The following is a 17,811-nucleotide window of genomic DNA, read 5'->3' on the forward strand; positions in this document are numbered from 1 at the left end:
AACCCGCGCAGTTTAGCGCGAGTCGGGGCTAATTTCCTCTCATCAGAGGATTTAACCCCAATAGAGTTCACGGCTGGCCCTGCGGTTTGCGCAACAAACTGTAGGCCATGGCCCCCAGCGCCGCCACGCCCAGCAGCAGCACGGCCCACAAACCGAGTTTCTTCCAGTCGCGCCCCTCCTCTGGCGCCACGGTGACGGCAGGCGCCTTGACCACTGCCGCCCCCACCACCTTGGCTTGCCCCAGGGACTTGAGACGCTCGGCGCTGTAGTCAGGAATCAGCGTGGACAACGGCAAGTTCGCCGCCTTCACCGTGGCATTGCCCAACGCCAGGGTGAACGGCGGTTCGCCCCGCGCCAGGAACACCACTTGCGTGGCGCGCACCGCAAAGCGCAAGGCCGGCGCTTCGGCGCCCAGGCCGCCGCCGCGTTCGTCGACCTGCAAGCGGATCTGGTTCAGCACCTGGCCCGGCAATGCCAACTCATCCTGCACAACATCCTGGCCGTTCTGGGTCAGGCGGTACAGCAGGCCCGAACTCAGTGGTTGCCAGGTCTGCTTGTTGTCACGGCGCCCCGACACACTCACCGGCGCCAGGGTGTTGGGCTGCGACAATTCGATGCGCACACGCTCGGCACTCAGGCCCGTGGGCAGTTGCCAGCTGTATTCACCGGCCCCCAGCCGCGTGCCCGCCAGCGGCGGCGACCACACCAACGGCTGCGGCAGGCTGCTGCGGGTGGCGCTCACCAGCTTGGCCGAAGTCAGCAGTGGCGCGGCCTGGCCCTGCCACAGCAGGCGCAGGTAACGCGCCGATTGCCCGGGCAGGCTGATGTCATGCTGCTCTACCCGCTCGTCGGCGAACGACAATCGCGCCACTTGCCCATCGCCCCAGGATTCCCAGTGCTGCAAATCATCGCTGGCTTCGATAGTGAAGCGCTGGAAGCCTTCCTGCTCACGGCTCCAGTCGAGGTTCAACTGCTGCAACGGCGCCTTGATCGCACTGGCATCCAGCACCCAGCCACGCAACACCTGCGTACCGGGCTTGGCGACCGAGGACGGTTTGATTTCCACCAGGGTGCCTTCGGTGGTGGTTTTCATCACCACGCCGGGCAAGGTTTCGCGGGTGTCGGCCGCGTACAGCGGGAACCACTTCACGTCGGTAACCGAGCGGCTTTCCGTGCTTGAGGCGGCCTGGCGCGACAACGCATACGCCTGGAGCTCACCAGCGGCGTTGAACACGCGCACGTCGCTAAGATCGGCCTGGCGCGCGTTCAGTTGCACGGCCAAGGGCAATTCCAGGCGATACCAGGGGCCGTTGCCGCTGACTGCCAGCGGCACCTGCGTAGTGAAATCAGCCGGGCCCTCCTGGGCCCCCACACACAGCGCCACACACACGCCGGCCAAGGCCACACTCAACTTACCGATCAAGAGCTTGCTCCTTCCATTTCCAACACAGGTTCGGCACGCTTGGGCGGCAGCGGCGCGAAATAACCCACCACCAGCAACAACCCGCCCACACCGATAAACGACACGATCCGCGCCAGGCCGCCACGGTTGCTCAATTCGACAAAGAACAGCTTGGCGACCACCACTGCAATCAGCGCCGCACCGATCAGCCACACGTCACGACGGTGACGCAGATGGCCGCCGATCATCAGGCCGAGGGCGATCAGCGTCCACACGATCGACAGGCTGGCCTGCACCAGCATTGACGCCAGCAGCGCATCCAGATGAAACGGCACGCCGCCCCAATGGTGCGCAGTACGCATCACCAGCGCGGTGAAGAACGCAAACAGCGACAGCCCCGCCACACCCTGTGCGATCAACTGCGCCCGCGGCCCACGCTGGGGCGCCACACTACGCGACAACAGGTACACACCCAACAAGGCGAACAGCAGGCCCAAGTCCAACGGATTGAGCAAGGGTACGTAAGGCAGCGGCTCGGCCGTGCCGTCGCTGAACGTGTTGGCCAGCCAGAACCAACCGAGCATCAGCACCGCCAACGGCAGCGCGGCCAGCACACGATATTCCCGTGAATACGCCGCCACCGGCCACGGCCATTGACGCGGCGCGGCGGCCAGCACCAGGTACAGGCTCGGCAGAATCGCCCAACCCAGCCAACGCCAGGCGTTGTATTCGCTGGATAGGCTCAACAGGCCGTAACGCAGCTCCAGGGCCAGCACGCCGATCAGCATCCAGCAGCCCAGCACATGGGCGACGCTCAGCACCTTGCCCGGCACCACTGGCGCCAACTGCCGCAGCGAGAGGAAATGCACGGCAAACACCGCCAGCCAAGCCAGCCAGCCGTAATGCGCCGCTGGGTGGTAATAGGTGTGGGCGGACACCAGCAACACCATACCCGCCGCCGGCATCAGCAAGGTGCACAGCATGCCCAGGGAAGCCCAGCGCAGGCGCGTTGCACAGACACTCCAGATCGCCACGCTGAGCGCCGCGATTCCCAGCCAGAATGCGCCCTGCAGTTCGCCGGGAATAAACCGCAGCACTTCGCCGCTCGCCGCCAGGGTCCACCAGGCCGCGCCCCACACCAGCAACAGGTCGGACAGACGTTGCAGCTTCAGGGCAGCAAACAAGGGCGCATGGGGTTGACGTTGCAGGCGCCAAGCGCCGACCAGCGCGGCCAGGCCCAGCACCATCGGGGTCCAGAAGCCGCTGTGGGCCAAGGGCCGCAGATCTTCACCGGACAACGGCCCGAGCAGCGCCGGCACCGACAGCAGGAACGAACCGCCGCCGATCAGTTGCAGCAACAACCCAAATACAAAACTCACGCGTTGTTGCAGGTACAGGCTCAGCCAGATGATCAACAGGCCACTGACCGCCCACACGCCGCTGGCGCTGGCCCAAGGCAGCACAAACAGCACCGCGAGGTTGATCAATACCAGGCCGGCGAGCAGCACCACCGACAACCCACGCAACAACCGCACATCGCCGCGCACCGTATCGTCACGTACCGCCAGCAACATGCCGCCGATCAAGGCCAGGCCGATCAATGATGCGGTCAGCAAACCGCTCCAACCGGCGTCGAACACCGCAGCGCCTTCACCGCTTCGCAGGCGCAGCAGGAACAGTGCGCCGCCCAACAATTGCACGGCGAACGCAGTAAACAGGAAAGTCCGCGAGCCGATGCGCAGGCCGACAAATAGGGTCGCCAGGCCGGCGATGGCCCAACTGATCGCGGTGCCTTGGGTCAGCAACAACAACGGTGCCAGCAGGTACAGACAGCTCAAACCGAGGCTCGCCAGTAGCGGCAGGCCCTTGCGCTCCCATTCTGCGGCCTGCTCGGCCGAGGCTTTGCGCAATTGGTCGAAGCTGAACAGCAACGCCACGCCCAGCAGCAGTGCGCCCAGTGGCGCGCCTTGCAGCAAGGTACGCTCGCCCAGCTGCAATTCGCTGAGGAACGCCAGCGCCGAACCCAATTGCAGCAACAGGCCGAATGCTCGCGCCAATGACCGCTGCTGGCGCAAGCCCAGCCAGAAGATCCCGGCGCCTTCCACGGCCCAGGCGGCAGCGGTCCAGCGTGCGTCCAGCCCCAGCGGAATAGCCAGGCTGGCGAAAATCACACCGAGGGCCAGACAGGTTTCCGCCAGCAGCAAGGCGCGCCCGCCGCTGAGCACTCGGGCCAAGCCCATATAGATGATGCCCAGGCCCAACGCGCTGAACGCCGCCGCGAATTCCAAGTGCTGCACCAACGCGAATTGCAAGCCAAAGCCCACCAGCGGCGGGCCGAACAGCATACTGCCATCGACGTAATCACCTTTGGCCGCCGACCAGCGCAACAGTGCGCAACGGCTATCGTCTTGCGGCGCGTCGCGCATCTGCAGCAATTTGCGGCGCGCGAACAACAGGCCGATGGCCAGGTACATCAGGAAGAACAACACCAGAAACGGTTCGGTGCTCCACAGCAATTCCGGGGTGTAGGAACGCAAGCCCCAGGCGAAGCCAATGCCGAAGGTGCCGACAAAACCGATCAGGTTGAGCAAGCGCCAGGCCTTGAACCAGGCGATGGCGAGGATGCCAGTGTTGAGCAAGGCAAAGTAACTGAACAGCGCCACATGATTGCCCGACCCGGTAGAGGTCAGAATCGGCGCGGCGAACCCGCCAAGCGCCGCCGCGCAGGCCAACCCCAGCGCGTCCTGGGTAATCGCCAGGATCGCCGAGAACACCGTCACCGCCACCAACAGGCCCAGCGCCGCACTCGGATCGATCAGCGGATGCAGGCGCATCGCGGCGAATACCGTGAGGTACAGCACTGCAATCCCGGTGCCTTGCAGCATCACCCCATAGTTGCTGTTGCGCAGTCGCAACCACCAGCCCAAACCCAGCAGGCCGATGGCCGCCGCCGCCACACCGGCGTAACGCACTTCGATCGGCACCACCATGCCTTCGGTGGCATAGCGCAACAGGAACGCCAGGCCGAGAAACAACAGCACCACCCCGACGCGCAGCACGGTATTGCCGCCAAACAGCCAATTCCGCGCGCCGCCGAGGGCGCGCTCGATCAGGGTGGGGCCACGGGGTACGACCGGTTCTTTGGGGAGCGGTGCAGGCGCAGGTGTTGGAGCCGGTGCCCACACGTCGGCGGGCAACGGTTGGCTGGCTTGCTTGGTAACGGCCACCGGGGCCAGTTCAGGCGGTAATTCCCAAACCAGTTCGACTGCCTTGGGTGGCGGTGCGGCTTGGGGAGCTTCGGCCACAGGCGTTTCGACAAATACCGGCGGCGCAGGTGTGGGATCAGGTTGTCGCGCGGGTCTTTCCAACTGCGCCAGACGCTGCTCGACGGCGCTCAGGGCTTTTTGCGCGGCCTCCAGCTGACGAGCCTGTTGGTCCGCTTGGGACGACAGCATCGACAGGCGGATCGCCTGGCCAATGCCCAACCCCAACAGCCCACCGATGCCCGCATCATAGAACGACTCATCGAGCGTCCAGCCGAGCACCAGCCCTATCAGCATGAAAATCCATTGCATGAACGATATTCCCTAAGCAAACCGGCGCTCAGTATATCGACGCGCAACCAATGTGGCAGGGGGCTTACCCCCAATAGCGGTGTACCAGTCCACATATCTGCAAACTGACACCCTGCCATCGGGGGCAAGCCCCCTCCCACACTTTCAAACTGCGCTGCTTAGTCGAGTGCTTTCCAGATCTCGGTAGCGTATTCGCGGATGGTCCGGTCCGACGAGAACCACCCCATTCGTGCGGTATTGAGCACCGCCGAACGCCACCACGCCTTGGAATCGTGCCAATGCGCTTCGACCCGGGCCTGGGCCTCCCAATAAGAATCGAAGTCGGCGCACACCAGGAAGCGGTCGTAATCGATCAGCCCGTCGATCAAGCCCACATAGCGGCCCGGATCGTCAGGCGAGAACACCCCGCCCCGGATCGCTTGCAGCACATCGTTGAGGCGATGGGACGCGGCGATGTCCGGCCCGGCGTGGAATTCACCGGCGTGTTTGCGCGCTTCCACCTGCTGAGCGCTGAGGCCGAAGATAAACATGTGGTCGGCGCCCACGCGCTCGTGCATTTCCACGTTGGCGCCGTCCATGGTGCCGATGGTCAACGCGCCGTTGAGACCGAACTTCATGTTGCTGGTGCCCGAGGCTTCGAAGCCTGCCGTGGAGATCTGCTCCGACAAATCCGCCGCCGGGATGATGCTCTCGGCCAGGCTGACGTTGTAGTTGGGCAAAAACACCACTTTGAGCAGGCCGCGCACGGTCGGGTCGTTGTTGACGGTGCGGGCGATGTCGTTGGTCAACTTGATGATCAACTTGGCCTGGTGATAACTCGCCGCAGCCTTGCCGGCGAAGATCTTCACGCGCGGCACCCAGTCGGTTTCCGGCTCGGCACGGATCGCCTGGTACAGCGCCACGGTGTGCAGCAGGTTAAGCAACTGGCGTTTGTATTCGTGGATGCGCTTGACCTGCACGTCGAACATCGCCGCCGGGTTCACCGAAATGCCCAGGCGCTCGTGGATGATCTCGGCCAGGGCACGCTTGCTGTGCAGACGCTGCTCGGCGAAGGATTTGCGGAACGCCTGTTTCTCGGCGAAGGTTTCCAGCTCGCCCAGGCGCGTCTCCATGTTGTCGAGGATGTCAGGACCCAAAGCGTCCACCAGCATCTGGGTGAGCTGGGGGTTGGCCTGATACAGCCAGCGGCGGAAGGTGATGCCGTTGGTTTTATTGTTGATACGTTCCGGGTACAGCTTGTGCAGTTCGGAGAACACCGTGCTGCGCATCAGTTGGGTGTGCAGGCCGGACACGCCGTTGACGCTATGGGACCCGAGGAACGCCAGGTTGCCCATGCGCACGCGGCGGCCGTTGTCTTCTTCGATCAGCGACACGGCGCGCAACACGTCGAAATCGTGGATGCCCTTGGCGCGCAGCGAGTCGATATGCTGGGCGTTGATCAGGTAGATGATCTGCATATGCCGGGGCAGCATGCGTTCCATCAATCCTACAGGCCAGGTTTCCAGGGCCTCGGGCAGCAACGTGTGGTTGGTGTAGGACAGGGTTTCGACGGTCACGTCCCACGCGGCTTCCCACGGAATATCGTGCAGGTCGACCAATTGACGCATCAACTCCGCCACGGCGATGGACGGGTGCGTGTCGTTGAGCTGGATGGCGGCGTGTTCGCCCAGGCTCAAGACCGAACCGTGCATGTTCTTGTGGCGACGCAGCAGGTCTTGCAGCGAGGCCGAAACAAAGAAGTACTCCTGACGCAGGCGCAGTTCCTGCCCCGCTTCGGTGCTGTCGGCCGGGTACAGCACGCGGGAGATGCTCTCGGCACGGGCCACTTCGGCCACCGCACCCAAGTGGTCACCGGCGTTGAAACGCTCCAGGTGCAAGTCTTCCACCGCGCGGGCACGCCACAGGCGCAGGGTGTTGACGCTTGCGCCGCGCCAGCCGACCACCGGCGTGTCATAGGCCACGGCGCGTACGGTTTCGTTGGGCGACCAGACCTGGATCATCTTGCCGGAGGCATCCGCCAATGTTTCGACGCTACCGCCAAAACCGATCGGGTAAATCACTTCTGCCCGTTCGAATTCCCAAGGGTTGCCGAAATCCAGCCAGCGTTCGGTCTGCTCTTGCTGCCAGCCGTCGACAACGGCCTGGCGGAACAGGCCGTGTTCATAGCGGATGCCATAACCGTGGCCGGCAATGCCCAAGGTCGACATGCTTTCCATAAAACACGCCGCCAGACGGCCGAGGCCCCCGTTGCCGAGGGCCGCGTCGGGCTCCAGCAGACGAATGCGCTCCAGGTCGACGCCCAGCTCGGCCAGCGCATCGCGGGCGATTTCCAGCACGCCCAGGTTGCTCAGGCTGTCGTAGAGCAGGCGGCCAATAAGGAATTCAAGGGAGAGGTAGTACACCCGCTTCTGGCCTTTACGGTAGATGCGTCGGGTGTGATCCATCCAGTGGTCGACCATTTGGTCGCGGGCGGCCAGAGCAATGGCTTCGAACCAGTCGTGGTCGAAGGCATGATCGGGGTCCTTGCCCACCGCATAGGTGAGTTTGGTCAAGACAGCATCGCGAAACGCGGCTACCTCTGCTTCTCGTGCAAGCGGTTCCTGAGACATCGGTGTGACCTCGGGCGAGATTGAAGGAGTTGCTAGAGCCTAGTCGGTCTGACAGACGGCAGAGGCTCTGGTTCGGCAGTTTTTTAACTCATTCACCGTTGCCGGAATTAGATGCAGGGGCCGTGCCCGATCCTGCGCCGCGCCGCCTTTTAGCCGAAAACCGCAAAATATTGTTCAAAAAAGCACCAATCCCGGTATGATCGCGCGCCCTGATACCGCCCCACCCTGGAACCCTGATGAAGCCTCAACTGATCGCCGCCGCGGAACTCGACCGTCTCGAAACCTGGCAGAAATACTCCAGCCATATGTGCGGCGGCTGCGTGTCCAGCTGCTGCACGCTGCCGGTTGAGGTGAAGATCAAGGACCTGATCCGCATTGGTATCGTCGATGAGTTCGAACGCGGCGACCCGCCGAAGAACATCGCCAAGCGGTTGCAGAAGGAAGGCATCGTCGAGCGCTACAACAACAAATCCGAGATTTTTACCCTGCAGCGCATGAGCAACAACGACTGCCTGTACCTGGATCGTAAAACCCGCTTCTGCACTATTTATGACAAACGCCCGGACACTTGCCGCAACCACCCGAAGATCGGGCCGCGGCCGGGGTATTGCGCGTATAAGCCCAAAGAAGTGGTGCGCGAGACTAACTTCAAGACCCTCGATAAGTTCTGATCGGGGTTTTGTGGGGGGCTTGAGGGCCCTATCGGGGGCAAGCCTCCTCCCACATTTTGATCTGTGAACACATTCAAAGGTGGGAGGGGGCTTGCCCCCGATGAGGCCAGAACAGCCACCCCAAAATCTGCAGGCATAAAAAAACGCCCCCGGCCTTTCGACCGGGGGCGTTTTTCATTCAGCCTGAGTTAACTCAGTTCTTGGCTTTCTTGGCAGCGCGGGTACGCTCGCCTTCGTCCAGGATCTTCTTACGCAGGCGGATCGACTTCGGCGTGACTTCGCACAGCTCGTCGTCCTGGATGAATTCCAGGGCCTGTTCCAGGGTGAAGCGAACAGGTGGAACCAGGGCGATGGTTTCGTCTTTACCCGAAGCACGCATGTTGTCGAGCTTCTTACCTTTGGTTGGGTTGACGCCCATGTCGTTGTCACGGCTGTTCAGACCAACGATCTGACCGTTGTAGATCTCTTGACCGTGTTCAACGAACAGCTTGCCGCGTGCCTGGAGAGTTTCCAGGGAGTAGGTCAGCGCCTTGCCGGTTTCAACCGAAACCAGAACACCGTTCTGACGACCGGACATGTCGCCGGACTTCATGGTGTCGTAGCGATCGAAGATCGAGGTCAGGATGCCAGCACCGTTGGTCAGGGTCAGGAACTGGTTACGGAAACCGATCAGACCGCGAGCAGGGATGTTGTACTCCAGACGAACACGGCCTTTGCCATCCGGCACCATGTTGGTCAGGTCGCCCTTACGCAGGCCCATCTCTTCCATGACCTTGCCCTGGGATTCTTCAGGGGTGTCGATGGTGACGTTTTCGAACGGTTCCTGCTTCACGCCGTCAACTTGACGGATGATCACTTCCGGACGACCAACACCCATTTCGAAGCCTTCGCGACGCATGGTTTCGATCAGTACCGAGAGGTGCAGCTCACCACGGCCGGAGACCTTGAACTTGTCGGCCGAGTCGCCTTCTTCAACGCGCAGTGCAACGTTGTACAGCAGCTCTTTGTCCAGACGCTCCTTGATGTTACGGGAGGTCACGAACTTGCCTTCTTTACCGCAGAACGGCGAGTCGTTTACCTGGAAGGTCATGGAAACGGTTGGCTCGTCGACGGTCAACGGCTTCATCGCTTCTACGGTGTCCGGGTGGCACAGGGTGTCGGAGATGAACAGCGAGTCCATACCGCTGATGCACACGATGTCGCCGGCTGCAGCTTCTTCGACGTCGATGCGGTGCAGGCCGTGGTGACCCATCAGCTTCAGGATACGACCATTGCGCTTCTTGCCGTCGGCGCCGATAGCCACAACCGGGGTGTTCGGCTTGACGCGACCACGAGCGATACGGCCAACGCCGATAACACCCAGGAAGCTGTTGTAGTCCAGTGCGGAGATCTGCATCTGGAACGCGCCGTCACGGTCAACAGCCGGTGCTGGTACGTTGTCGACGATCGACTGGTACAGCGGGGTCATGTCTTCGGCCATGTCGTTGTGGTCCAGACCGGCAATGCCGTTCAGGGCCGAGGCGTAGACGACTTTGAAGTCCAGCTGTTCTTCGGTGGCACCCAGGTTGTCGAACAGGTCGAAGATCTGGTCCAGAACCCAGTCCGGACGCGCGCCTGGACGGTCAACCTTGTTGATGCACACGATCGGACGCAGGCCGGCTTCGAACGCCTTCTTGGTCACGAAACGGGTTTGCGGCATAGGGCCGTCTTGAGCGTCAACCAGCAGCAGCACGGAGTCGACCATCGACATTACGCGTTCTACTTCGCCGCCGAAGTCGGCGTGGCCCGGGGTGTCCACGATGTTGATGTGGTAGCCGTTCCAGTTGATGGCGGTGTTTTTCGCCAGGATGGTAATACCGCGCTCTTTTTCCTGGTCGTTGGAGTCCATCACGCGCTCGTCGTTGAGCTCGTTGCGCTCCAGGGTGCCGGATTGACGCAGGAGTTTGTCTACCAGGGTGGTCTTACCATGGTCAACGTGAGCAATGATGGCGATGTTACGTAGATTTTCGATCACTTGTGTATCTCGATCAGAGGATTCGGTGTGCTGTCAGGTCGTGGCAGCGATTAACAGTAGAGTCAGGCCTTGCCGTTACAGCTTGACGGCAGAGTCGGGGGGCCGGTGACGCAGGCCACAGGCAAACAGCCCCGGGCTCTTAGCTCGGTCGATAAACGCGCACATTGGCATGCCCCTCACTGAGCAAATGGTGAGCATGCAGGCGACTCATGACGCCTTTGTCGCAATACAACAGGTACTGACGGCTGTTATCCAGTTCCTTGAAACGCGCGTTCAATGCATAGAACGGCAGCGTTTGTACGTCGATGCCAGGAATCTCCAGCGGCTCGTCCTCGGCGGCATCCGGGTGACGGATGTCGATGACGATCTGGCCGGCCAGGGCTTCGCTGACTTCTTCGATCTGCACATCCTGGCCCAACTCGTCGATCACGCGATCGATCGGGACCAGTTTGGCGTTCTCGAGCGCACGCTCCAGAATCGCCATGTCGAATTCTTTCTCTTCATGCTCCACGCGGTGACGCTTGGCGTGGGTCTTGGGGTTCACCGAAATGACCCCGCAGTACTCCGGCATATGTTTGGCAAAGTCGGCGGTGCCGATTTGCTCTGCCAGGTCGATGATGTCCTGCTTGTGACTGGCGATCAGCGGACGCAACACCAGCTTCTCGGTGACGCAGTCGATGATCGACAGGTTGGGCAGAGTCTGGCTGGACACCTGGGAAATCGCTTCACCGGTCACCAGCGCGTCGATCTGCAATTGATCGGCAATTCGGGACGCAGCGCGCAACATCATACGCTTCAATACTACGCCCATATGACTGTTATCGACTTTGCCGAGAATTTCTCCCAGCACTTCCTCGAACGGCACGCTCACAAATAGCACACGCTGGGAGCTGCCGTATTTCTTCCAGATATAGTGCGCGACTTCCATCACGCCCAATTCATGTGCACGCCCGCCCAGGTTGAAGAAGCAGAAGTGGCTCATCAGGCCGCGGCGCATGATCTGGTAGGCCGCCACCGTGGAATCGAAACCGCCGGACATCAATACCAGGGTCTGTTCCAGGGCGCCCAGCGGGTAACCGCCGATGCTGTTGTGCTGGCTGTGGATCACAAACAACCGTTGGTCGCGAATTTCCATGCGCACTTCAATTTGCGGCGCTTTCAGGGAGATTCCGGCGGCGCCGCACTCGCGACGCAGCTTGCTGCCGACGTATTTCTCGACGTCCATCGAGCTGAACGGATGCTTGCCGGCACGCTTGCAGCGCACAGAAAAAATCTTGCCTTCCAGCGAGCTGCCGTAGTGCCGTTTGCACTTCTCGGTGATGTCGTCGAAGTCGCCGAGCGGGTATTCGTCCACCTGCAGAAAATGCGCGATGCCCGGCATGCAGCTCAGGCGTTCGGTCATATCCTTCAAGGCTTTGGGGTCGGTAACACGGGTTTCCAGTTCGAGGTTGTCCCACACGCCGTTCACCACCACAGCCGGGTCCAGATCGCGGAGCACGGCACGGATGTTCTTGGCCAACTGACGGATGAAACGCGTCCGTACCGGTCGGCTTTTGATGGTGATCTCGGGGAAGACTTTAACGATTAATTTCATGGAAACAGCGCGCGCAGGGCCTGCCGAAAAAGGGGGGCGCGGATTATAGCGGAAATCGCTCAAGGTTTAACCAGTTAATATGCACTTCAACCGCCACGCACTAAAGCAGTGCGTTTAACGCGAGCCGCGCCACATTGCGGTGCGCTGTTTTTGCAGTTTTGTCGCAATGCACCTTTATAGGGGCGTTTTTGGAACAGAAAACCCATGTTGGCGCACTGGCATGCAATTTGCTCTCTTGTGAGGCAGGTTGCCATGGCGGAGTATCCGCGCCGGCATCACCCACATTCTAAGGGCTAACTCCACTACCCCAGCCCGAAGCCACCCGGAGGACACTATGTCGAAGTCGGTTCAACTCATCAAAGATCATGACGTTAAATGGATTGATCTGCGCTTCACGGACACCAAAGGCACTCAGCACCACGTGACCATGCCGGCTCGCGACGCGCTGGATGAAGCTTTCTTCGAAGAAGGCAAAATGTTCGACGGTTCCTCCATTGCTGGCTGGAAAGGCATCGAAGCCTCCGACATGATCCTGATGCCGGACGACAGCACTGCCGTGCTGGACCCATTCACCGAAGAGCCGACCCTGATCCTGGTATGCGACGTAATCGAGCCTTCGACCATGCAAGGCTACGACCGCGACCCACGTGCGATCGCCAAGCGTGCCGAGGAATACCTCAAGTCCACCGGTATCGGTGACACCGTATTCGTAGGCCCGGAGCCAGAGTTCTTCATCTTCGACGAAGTGAAGTTCAAATCCGACATCTCCGGCTCCATGTTCAAAATCTACTCCGAACAAGGTTCGTGGATGTCCGACCAGGACGTGGAAGGCGGCAACCATGGCCACCGTCCAGGTATCAAAGGTGGCTACTTCCCAGTTCCGCCATTCGACCACGACCACGAAATCCGTACCGCCATGTGCAACGCCATGGAAGACATGGGCCTGGTCATCGAAGTGCACCACCACGAAGTGGCCACTGCCGGCCAGAACGAAATCGGTGTGAAGTTCAACACCCTGGTGGCCAAGGCTGACGAAGTTCAGACCCTGAAATACTGCGTGCACAACACTGCCGTAGCTTACGGCCGTACCGCTACCTTCATGCCTAAGCCTCTGTACGGCGATAACGGTTCGGGTATGCACGTTCACCTGTCCATCGCCAAAGATGGCAAGAACACCTTCGCTGGCGAAGGTTATGCCGGCCTGTCCGACACCGCCCTGTACTTCATCGGCGGCATCATCAAGCACGGTAAGGCCCTGAACGGCTTCACCAACCCATCGACCAACTCCTACAAGCGTCTGGTCCCAGGTTTCGAAGCACCTGTAATGCTGGCCTACTCGGCTCGCAACCGTTCGGCTTCGATCCGTATTCCTTACGTGTCCAGCCCTCGCGCTCGCCGTATCGAAGCTCGCTTCCCGGATCCGGCAGCCAACCCATACCTGGGCTTTGCCGCCCTGCTGATGGCTGGCCTGGACGGCATCCAGAACAAGATCCACCCTGGCGACGCCGCCGACAAAAACTTGTACGACCTGCCGCCTGAAGAGGCCAAAGAGATCCCACAAGTGTGCGGCAGCCTGAAAGAAGCCCTGGAAGAGCTGGACAAGGGCCGTGCGTTCCTGACCAAAGGCGGCGTGTTCAGCGACGACTTTATCGATGCCTACATCGCCCTGAAAAGCGAAGAAGAAATCAAAGTACGCACCTTCGTACACCCACTGGAATACGAGCTGTACTACAGCTGCTGATCCGGTTGCGCTGCTTGACGTAGCGCGATGAAAAAGGCCTCCTTCGGGAGGTCTTTTTTTTGCCCGGACATTACATAGCTCCGTATCTGCAAACCCAATCAAAAAGGTGGGAGGGAGCTTGCTCCCGATAGCGGTGGATCAGCTGATACAGGTGCTGACTGACACTCTGCCATCGGATGTAGCCCCTCCCACAAGGAGATCAGCCTTGAAACGTCGACTTGTGTTCGCTTTGTTATTGGTCAGCGCCAGCGCCAGCGCTGCGCCGCCCGGCCTGGAACCTTTACTCAACAGCATCACCGAACGCCTGGCCATCGCCGACCAGGTCGCGCTGAGCAAATGGGACAGCAAAAAGCCGGTAGAAGATAAACAGCGCGAACAGGAAGTGCTCGCCAGCGTCGCCGCCCAGGCGCCCAGCTACAAACTCGACCCCGCCGTTGCCGAGCAGTTTTTCGCCGCGCAGATCGAGGCCAACAAACTCGTGCAATACACGCGCTTGTCCGACTGGCAGTTCATGGGCAAGGCCCCGGATCTGCCACGCCCGGACTTGGTGGGTAAAATCCGCCCGCAGCTGGATCAGCTGCAAAAACGCCTCTTGCAGCAATTAGCCGACTTCGCCCCACAGCGTAACAACCCGCAATGCCCTCAATGGGTGGCCAGGGCGATTCACGAGCCACTGCACGAGCCCTTGATGCAGATAGCAAGAGCCCGCGCCACTGGCGAGCTATGCCTCCAGGCGCCTGCCAGCAAATAAATACGTGGACTACCTCATCCTAGGCAGTTTCCGGCATCTTCCGATTGGGGGCTAACCCTAGCCTGGCGGGTCATTGACCACACAGGATGGCCCCATGAAATCCTTCAACGGCTTGATCGCTGCAGCCGCGTGCTTGTCCGCGCTCGGCTGCACCACCCCACAACCGAATACGGCCCCCATCAAAACCGAGTTACTGCTGCAAAGCAACGAGTCATGGGACGGCACGCCTTACACGGCTTACCCTTCGGGCGCTCCACAGTTGACCCTGATACGCCTCAATATCCCGGCCAATACCCAATTGCCGTGGCACACCCATCCCATACCCAACGCGGCGTATATCCTTTCCGGCGAATTGCAGGTCGAAGCCCGTGAGAGCGGTGCCACCCGCACATTGCGCCAAGGCGATACGCTGGCCGAAATGGTGGGCATCGAGCATCGCGGCAGTACGGGCGACACGCCGGTCGAACTGCTGGTGTTCTATGCCGGTAGCCCCGGTATACCGCTTTCGCAAACCCACTGACCGCCTTATGCATCGCAGGATCGTTTGCCCCAAACGATCCTGCCTTCACGCTTGCTGAACAAACGTCATCAATTCGCACTATATTGGTGCAACAAGTTGCACCCTACCCAATCCGAAAACCCATTTTGGTTCGAAACTTCACGATAAAGCTGGCAGAACGCCACAGTTTCGCGCCAAAAACCCTTATTTCAGGGCCTGCGCGCTTCTTTTCGGAGCCTTGGTTTGGTTTTTGCATTTTCTTGGTATCAGCGTGTGCCTCAAGCCCGCGCCTTGCTCCAAAAGAGGTCCTGATGACCATCAGCGATGCACTGCACCGTTTGCTACTCGACAACCTGACCACCGCGACCATCCTGCTCAATGACGATCTACGTCTTGAGTACATGAACCCGGCGGCGGAAATGCTCCTGGCCATCAGCGGCCAGCGCAGCCATGGGCAGTTCATCAGCGAATTGTTCACCGAGTCGGCCGAGGCCTTGAGTTCGTTGCGCCAGGCGGTTGAACAGGCGCACCCCTTCACCAAGCGCGAAGCGATGCTCACCGCCCTTACCGGCCAGACCCTCACCGTCGACTACGCCGTAACCCCGATCCTGAGCAACGGCGCCACGCTGCTGCTGCTTGAAGTACACCCCCGCGATCGCCTGCTGCGCATTACCAAAGAGGAAGCGCAGCTGTCCAAGCAGGAAACCAGCAAGATGCTGGTGCGCGGCTTGGCCCATGAGATCAAGAACCCACTCGGCGGAATCCGTGGCGCGGCGCAGTTACTGGCCCGCGAGCTGCCGGACGAGAACCTCAAGGACTACACCAACGTCATCATCGAAGAAGCCGACCGCCTGCGTAATCTGGTGGATCGCATGCTCGGCTCCAACAAGTTGCCGTCGCTGGCGCTGACCAACGTGCACGAAGTGCTGGAGCGCGTCTGCCAACTGGTCGAAGCCGAAAGCCAGGGCTGCATCACCTTGGTGCGCGACTACGACCCAAGCATCCCCGACGTGTTGATCGACCGCGAGCAGATGATCCAGGCAGTGCTCAATATTGTGCGCAATGCCATGCAGGCCATCAGCAGTCAGAACGAACTGCGCCTGGGCCGCATCTGCCTGCGTACCCGCGCCCTGCGTCAGTTCACTATTGGCCACGTGCGCCATCGCCTGGTGACTAAAGTCGAAATCATCGACAACGGCCCGGGCATTCCTGCGGAACTGCAGGAAACCATTTTCTTTCCCATGGTCAGCGGCCGTCCGGACGGTACCGGGCTGGGCCTGTCCATCACCCAGAACATCATCAGCCAGCACCAGGGCCTGATCGAATGTGAGAGCCATCCCGGCCACACCACGTTCTCGATCTTTCTGCCACTGGAACAAGGAGCCCCATCGACATGAGCCGTAGTGAAACTGTGTGGATCGTCGATGACGACCGTTCTATCCGCTGGGTCCTGGAGAAAGCCTTGCAACAGGAAGGCATGACCACCCAGAGCTTCGACAGCGCCGACGGCGTGATGAGCCGCCTGGCGCGCCAGCAACCCGATGTGATCATCTCCGATATCCGCATGCCCGGCGCCAGCGGCCTCGACCTGCTGGCGCGGATTCGCGAGCAGCACCCGCGCCTGCCGGTGATCATCATGACCGCCCACTCCGACTTGGACAGCGCCGTGGCGTCCTATCAGGGCGGCGCATTTGAATACCTGCCCAAGCCTTTCGATGTGGACGAGGCCGTGGCGCTGGTCAAGCGCGCCAACCAGCACGCCCAGGAACAGCAGAACCAGGAAGCGCCGCCGACACTGACGCGCACCCCGGAAATCATCGGCGAAGCGCCGGCGATGCAAGAAGTGTTTCGCGCTATCGGGCGCTTGAGTCATTCCAACATCACCGTGTTGATCAACGGCGAATCGGGTACCGGTAAAGAGTTGGTGGCCCACGCCCTGCATCGTCACAGCCCACGGGCGGCCTCGCCGTTTATCGCCTTGAACATGGCGGCGATTCCGAAGGATTTGATGGAGTCGGAACTGTTCGGCCACGAAAAAGGCGCCTTCACCGGCGCGGCCAACCTGCGTCGCGGTCGCTTCGAACAGGCCGACGGCGGCACCCTATTCCTCGACGAGATCGGCGACATGCCGGCCGACACCCAGACCCGCTTACTGCGCGTGCTGGCCGATGGGGAGTTCTACCGTGTTGGCGGGCACACCCCGGTGAAGGTCGATGTGCGAATCATCGCCGCCACCCACCAGAACCTGGAAACCCTGGTGCACGCGGGCAAATTCCGTGAGGACTTGTTCCACCGCCTCAATGTGATCCGCATCCATATCCCACGCATGTCGGATCGTCGCGAAGACATCCCGACCCTCGCCCGTCACTTCCTCAGCCGCGCCGCCCAGGAACTGGCCGTCGAGCCGAAGCTGCTCAAGAGCGAGACCGAGGAATACCTGAAAAACCTGCCATGGCCCGGCAACGTGCGCCAATTGGAGAACACCTGCCGTTGGATCACGGTGATGGCGTCCGGGCGCGAAGTGCACATCAGCGACTTGCCCCCGGAGCTGCTGAGCCTGCCGCAGGACTCCGCGCCGGTGACCAACTGGGAACAGGCCCTGCGCCAATGGGCCGACCAGGCCCTGGCACGCGGCCAGTCGAACCTGCTGGACAGCGCCGTGCCGGCCTTCGAACGGATCATGATCGAAACCGCCCTCAAGCACACCGCCGGTCGCCGCCGCGATGCCGCTGTATTGCTGGGTTGGGGGCGCAATACCTTGACGCGCAAGATCAAGGAACTGGGCATGAAGGTGGATGGTGGGGACGATGACGAGGGCGACGACGCCTGATCTCCAATCTACCGAGGTCTAATGTGGAGGGGGCTTGCCCCCGATAGCAGTAGGTCAGTCACAACCTCTGTGCCTGATACACCGCCATCGGGGGCAAGCCCCCTGCCACATTTTGACCGTCACAG

General features: G+C 60.9%; 11 protein-coding genes. 6 read left to right on the plus strand and 5 right to left on the minus strand.

Annotation, left to right across the window (positions count from 1 at the left end; genetic code table 11):
* Positions 1-67: 67 nt before the first annotated feature.
* The 3 genes from ACFZPT_RS10885 to ACFZPT_RS10895 all read right to left on the minus strand — a co-directional run bounded on the left by ACFZPT_RS10885 (position 68) and on the right by ACFZPT_RS10895 (position 7,586).
* Positions 68-1,420, minus strand: coding sequence for a DUF3999 domain-containing protein (locus tag ACFZPT_RS10885; RefSeq protein WP_034095707.1), 1,353 nt, complete (start codon positions 1,418-1,420; stop codon positions 68-70).
* Complete coding sequence (locus tag ACFZPT_RS10890) at positions 1,420-4,977, minus strand: DUF2339 domain-containing protein (protein ID WP_099313021.1); 3,558 nt, start codon at positions 4,975-4,977, stop codon at positions 1,420-1,422. The genes ACFZPT_RS10885 and ACFZPT_RS10890 overlap by 1 nt, the downstream gene beginning before the upstream one ends.
* Before the next feature lie 158 nt (positions 4,978-5,135).
* The gene (locus ACFZPT_RS10895) at positions 5,136-7,586 is read right to left on the minus strand and encodes a glycogen/starch/alpha-glucan phosphorylase (RefSeq protein ID WP_034095455.1); all 2,451 of its coding nucleotides are present in this window, start codon (positions 7,584-7,586) and stop codon (positions 5,136-5,138) included.
* Positions 7,587-7,822: 236 nt separating this feature from the next.
* Here ACFZPT_RS10895 and ACFZPT_RS10900 point away from each other — a divergent pair, with 236 nt between their 5' ends.
* Positions 7,823-8,257 (plus strand): YkgJ family cysteine cluster protein, encoded by a 435-nt coding sequence (locus ACFZPT_RS10900; RefSeq protein ID WP_034095454.1) that lies wholly within the window; start codon positions 7,823-7,825, stop codon positions 8,255-8,257.
* Between the two features lie 193 nt (positions 8,258-8,450).
* Here ACFZPT_RS10900 and typA read toward each other — a convergent pair whose 3' ends face one another.
* Together typA and thiI are read right to left on the minus strand one after the other, a co-directional pair.
* Positions 8,451-10,271 (minus strand): translational GTPase TypA, encoded by a 1,821-nt coding sequence (gene typA / locus ACFZPT_RS10905; protein WP_016972267.1) that lies wholly within the window; start codon positions 10,269-10,271, stop codon positions 8,451-8,453.
* A gap of 139 nt (positions 10,272-10,410) precedes the next feature.
* Positions 10,411-11,865 carry a tRNA uracil 4-sulfurtransferase ThiI gene (gene thiI, locus ACFZPT_RS10910; RefSeq protein WP_034095453.1) on the minus strand — a complete coding sequence of 485 codons (1,455 nt, stop codon included), beginning with the start codon at positions 11,863-11,865 and terminating at the stop codon, positions 10,411-10,413.
* Positions 11,866-12,199: 334 nt separating this feature from the next.
* Between thiI and glnA the strand changes: the two genes are divergently transcribed.
* The 5 genes from glnA (at position 12,200) to ntrC (ending at position 17,686) form a co-directional block, all read left to right on the plus strand.
* Positions 12,200-13,606, plus strand: coding sequence for a glutamate--ammonia ligase (glnA, locus tag ACFZPT_RS10915; protein WP_034095452.1), 1,407 nt, complete (start codon positions 12,200-12,202; stop codon positions 13,604-13,606).
* 205 nt (positions 13,607-13,811) lie between these two features.
* Complete coding sequence (locus tag ACFZPT_RS10920) at positions 13,812-14,357, plus strand: chorismate mutase (RefSeq protein WP_099313020.1); 546 nt, start codon at positions 13,812-13,814, stop codon at positions 14,355-14,357.
* A gap of 94 nt (positions 14,358-14,451) precedes the next feature.
* Positions 14,452-14,877 carry a cupin domain-containing protein gene (locus ACFZPT_RS10925; protein WP_099313019.1) on the plus strand — a complete coding sequence of 142 codons (426 nt, stop codon included), beginning with the start codon at positions 14,452-14,454 and terminating at the stop codon, positions 14,875-14,877.
* 290 nt (positions 14,878-15,167) lie between these two features.
* The gene (glnL, locus tag ACFZPT_RS10930) at positions 15,168-16,253 is read left to right on the plus strand and encodes a nitrogen regulation protein NR(II) (protein ID WP_034095449.1); all 1,086 of its coding nucleotides are present in this window, start codon (positions 15,168-15,170) and stop codon (positions 16,251-16,253) included.
* Positions 16,250-17,686, plus strand: coding sequence for a nitrogen regulation protein NR(I) (ntrC, locus tag ACFZPT_RS10935; RefSeq protein ID WP_034095448.1), 1,437 nt, complete (start codon positions 16,250-16,252; stop codon positions 17,684-17,686). Before glnL ends, ntrC begins: the two co-directional genes overlap by 4 nt.
* Positions 17,687-17,811 lie beyond the last annotated feature (125 nt).

The sequence above is a fragment of the Pseudomonas sp. MD330_10 genome (genome assembly GCF_042610415.1).
In the GTDB taxonomy this organism is placed as follows: Bacteria; Pseudomonadota; Gammaproteobacteria; order Pseudomonadales; family Pseudomonadaceae; genus Aquipseudomonas; species Aquipseudomonas rhodesiae.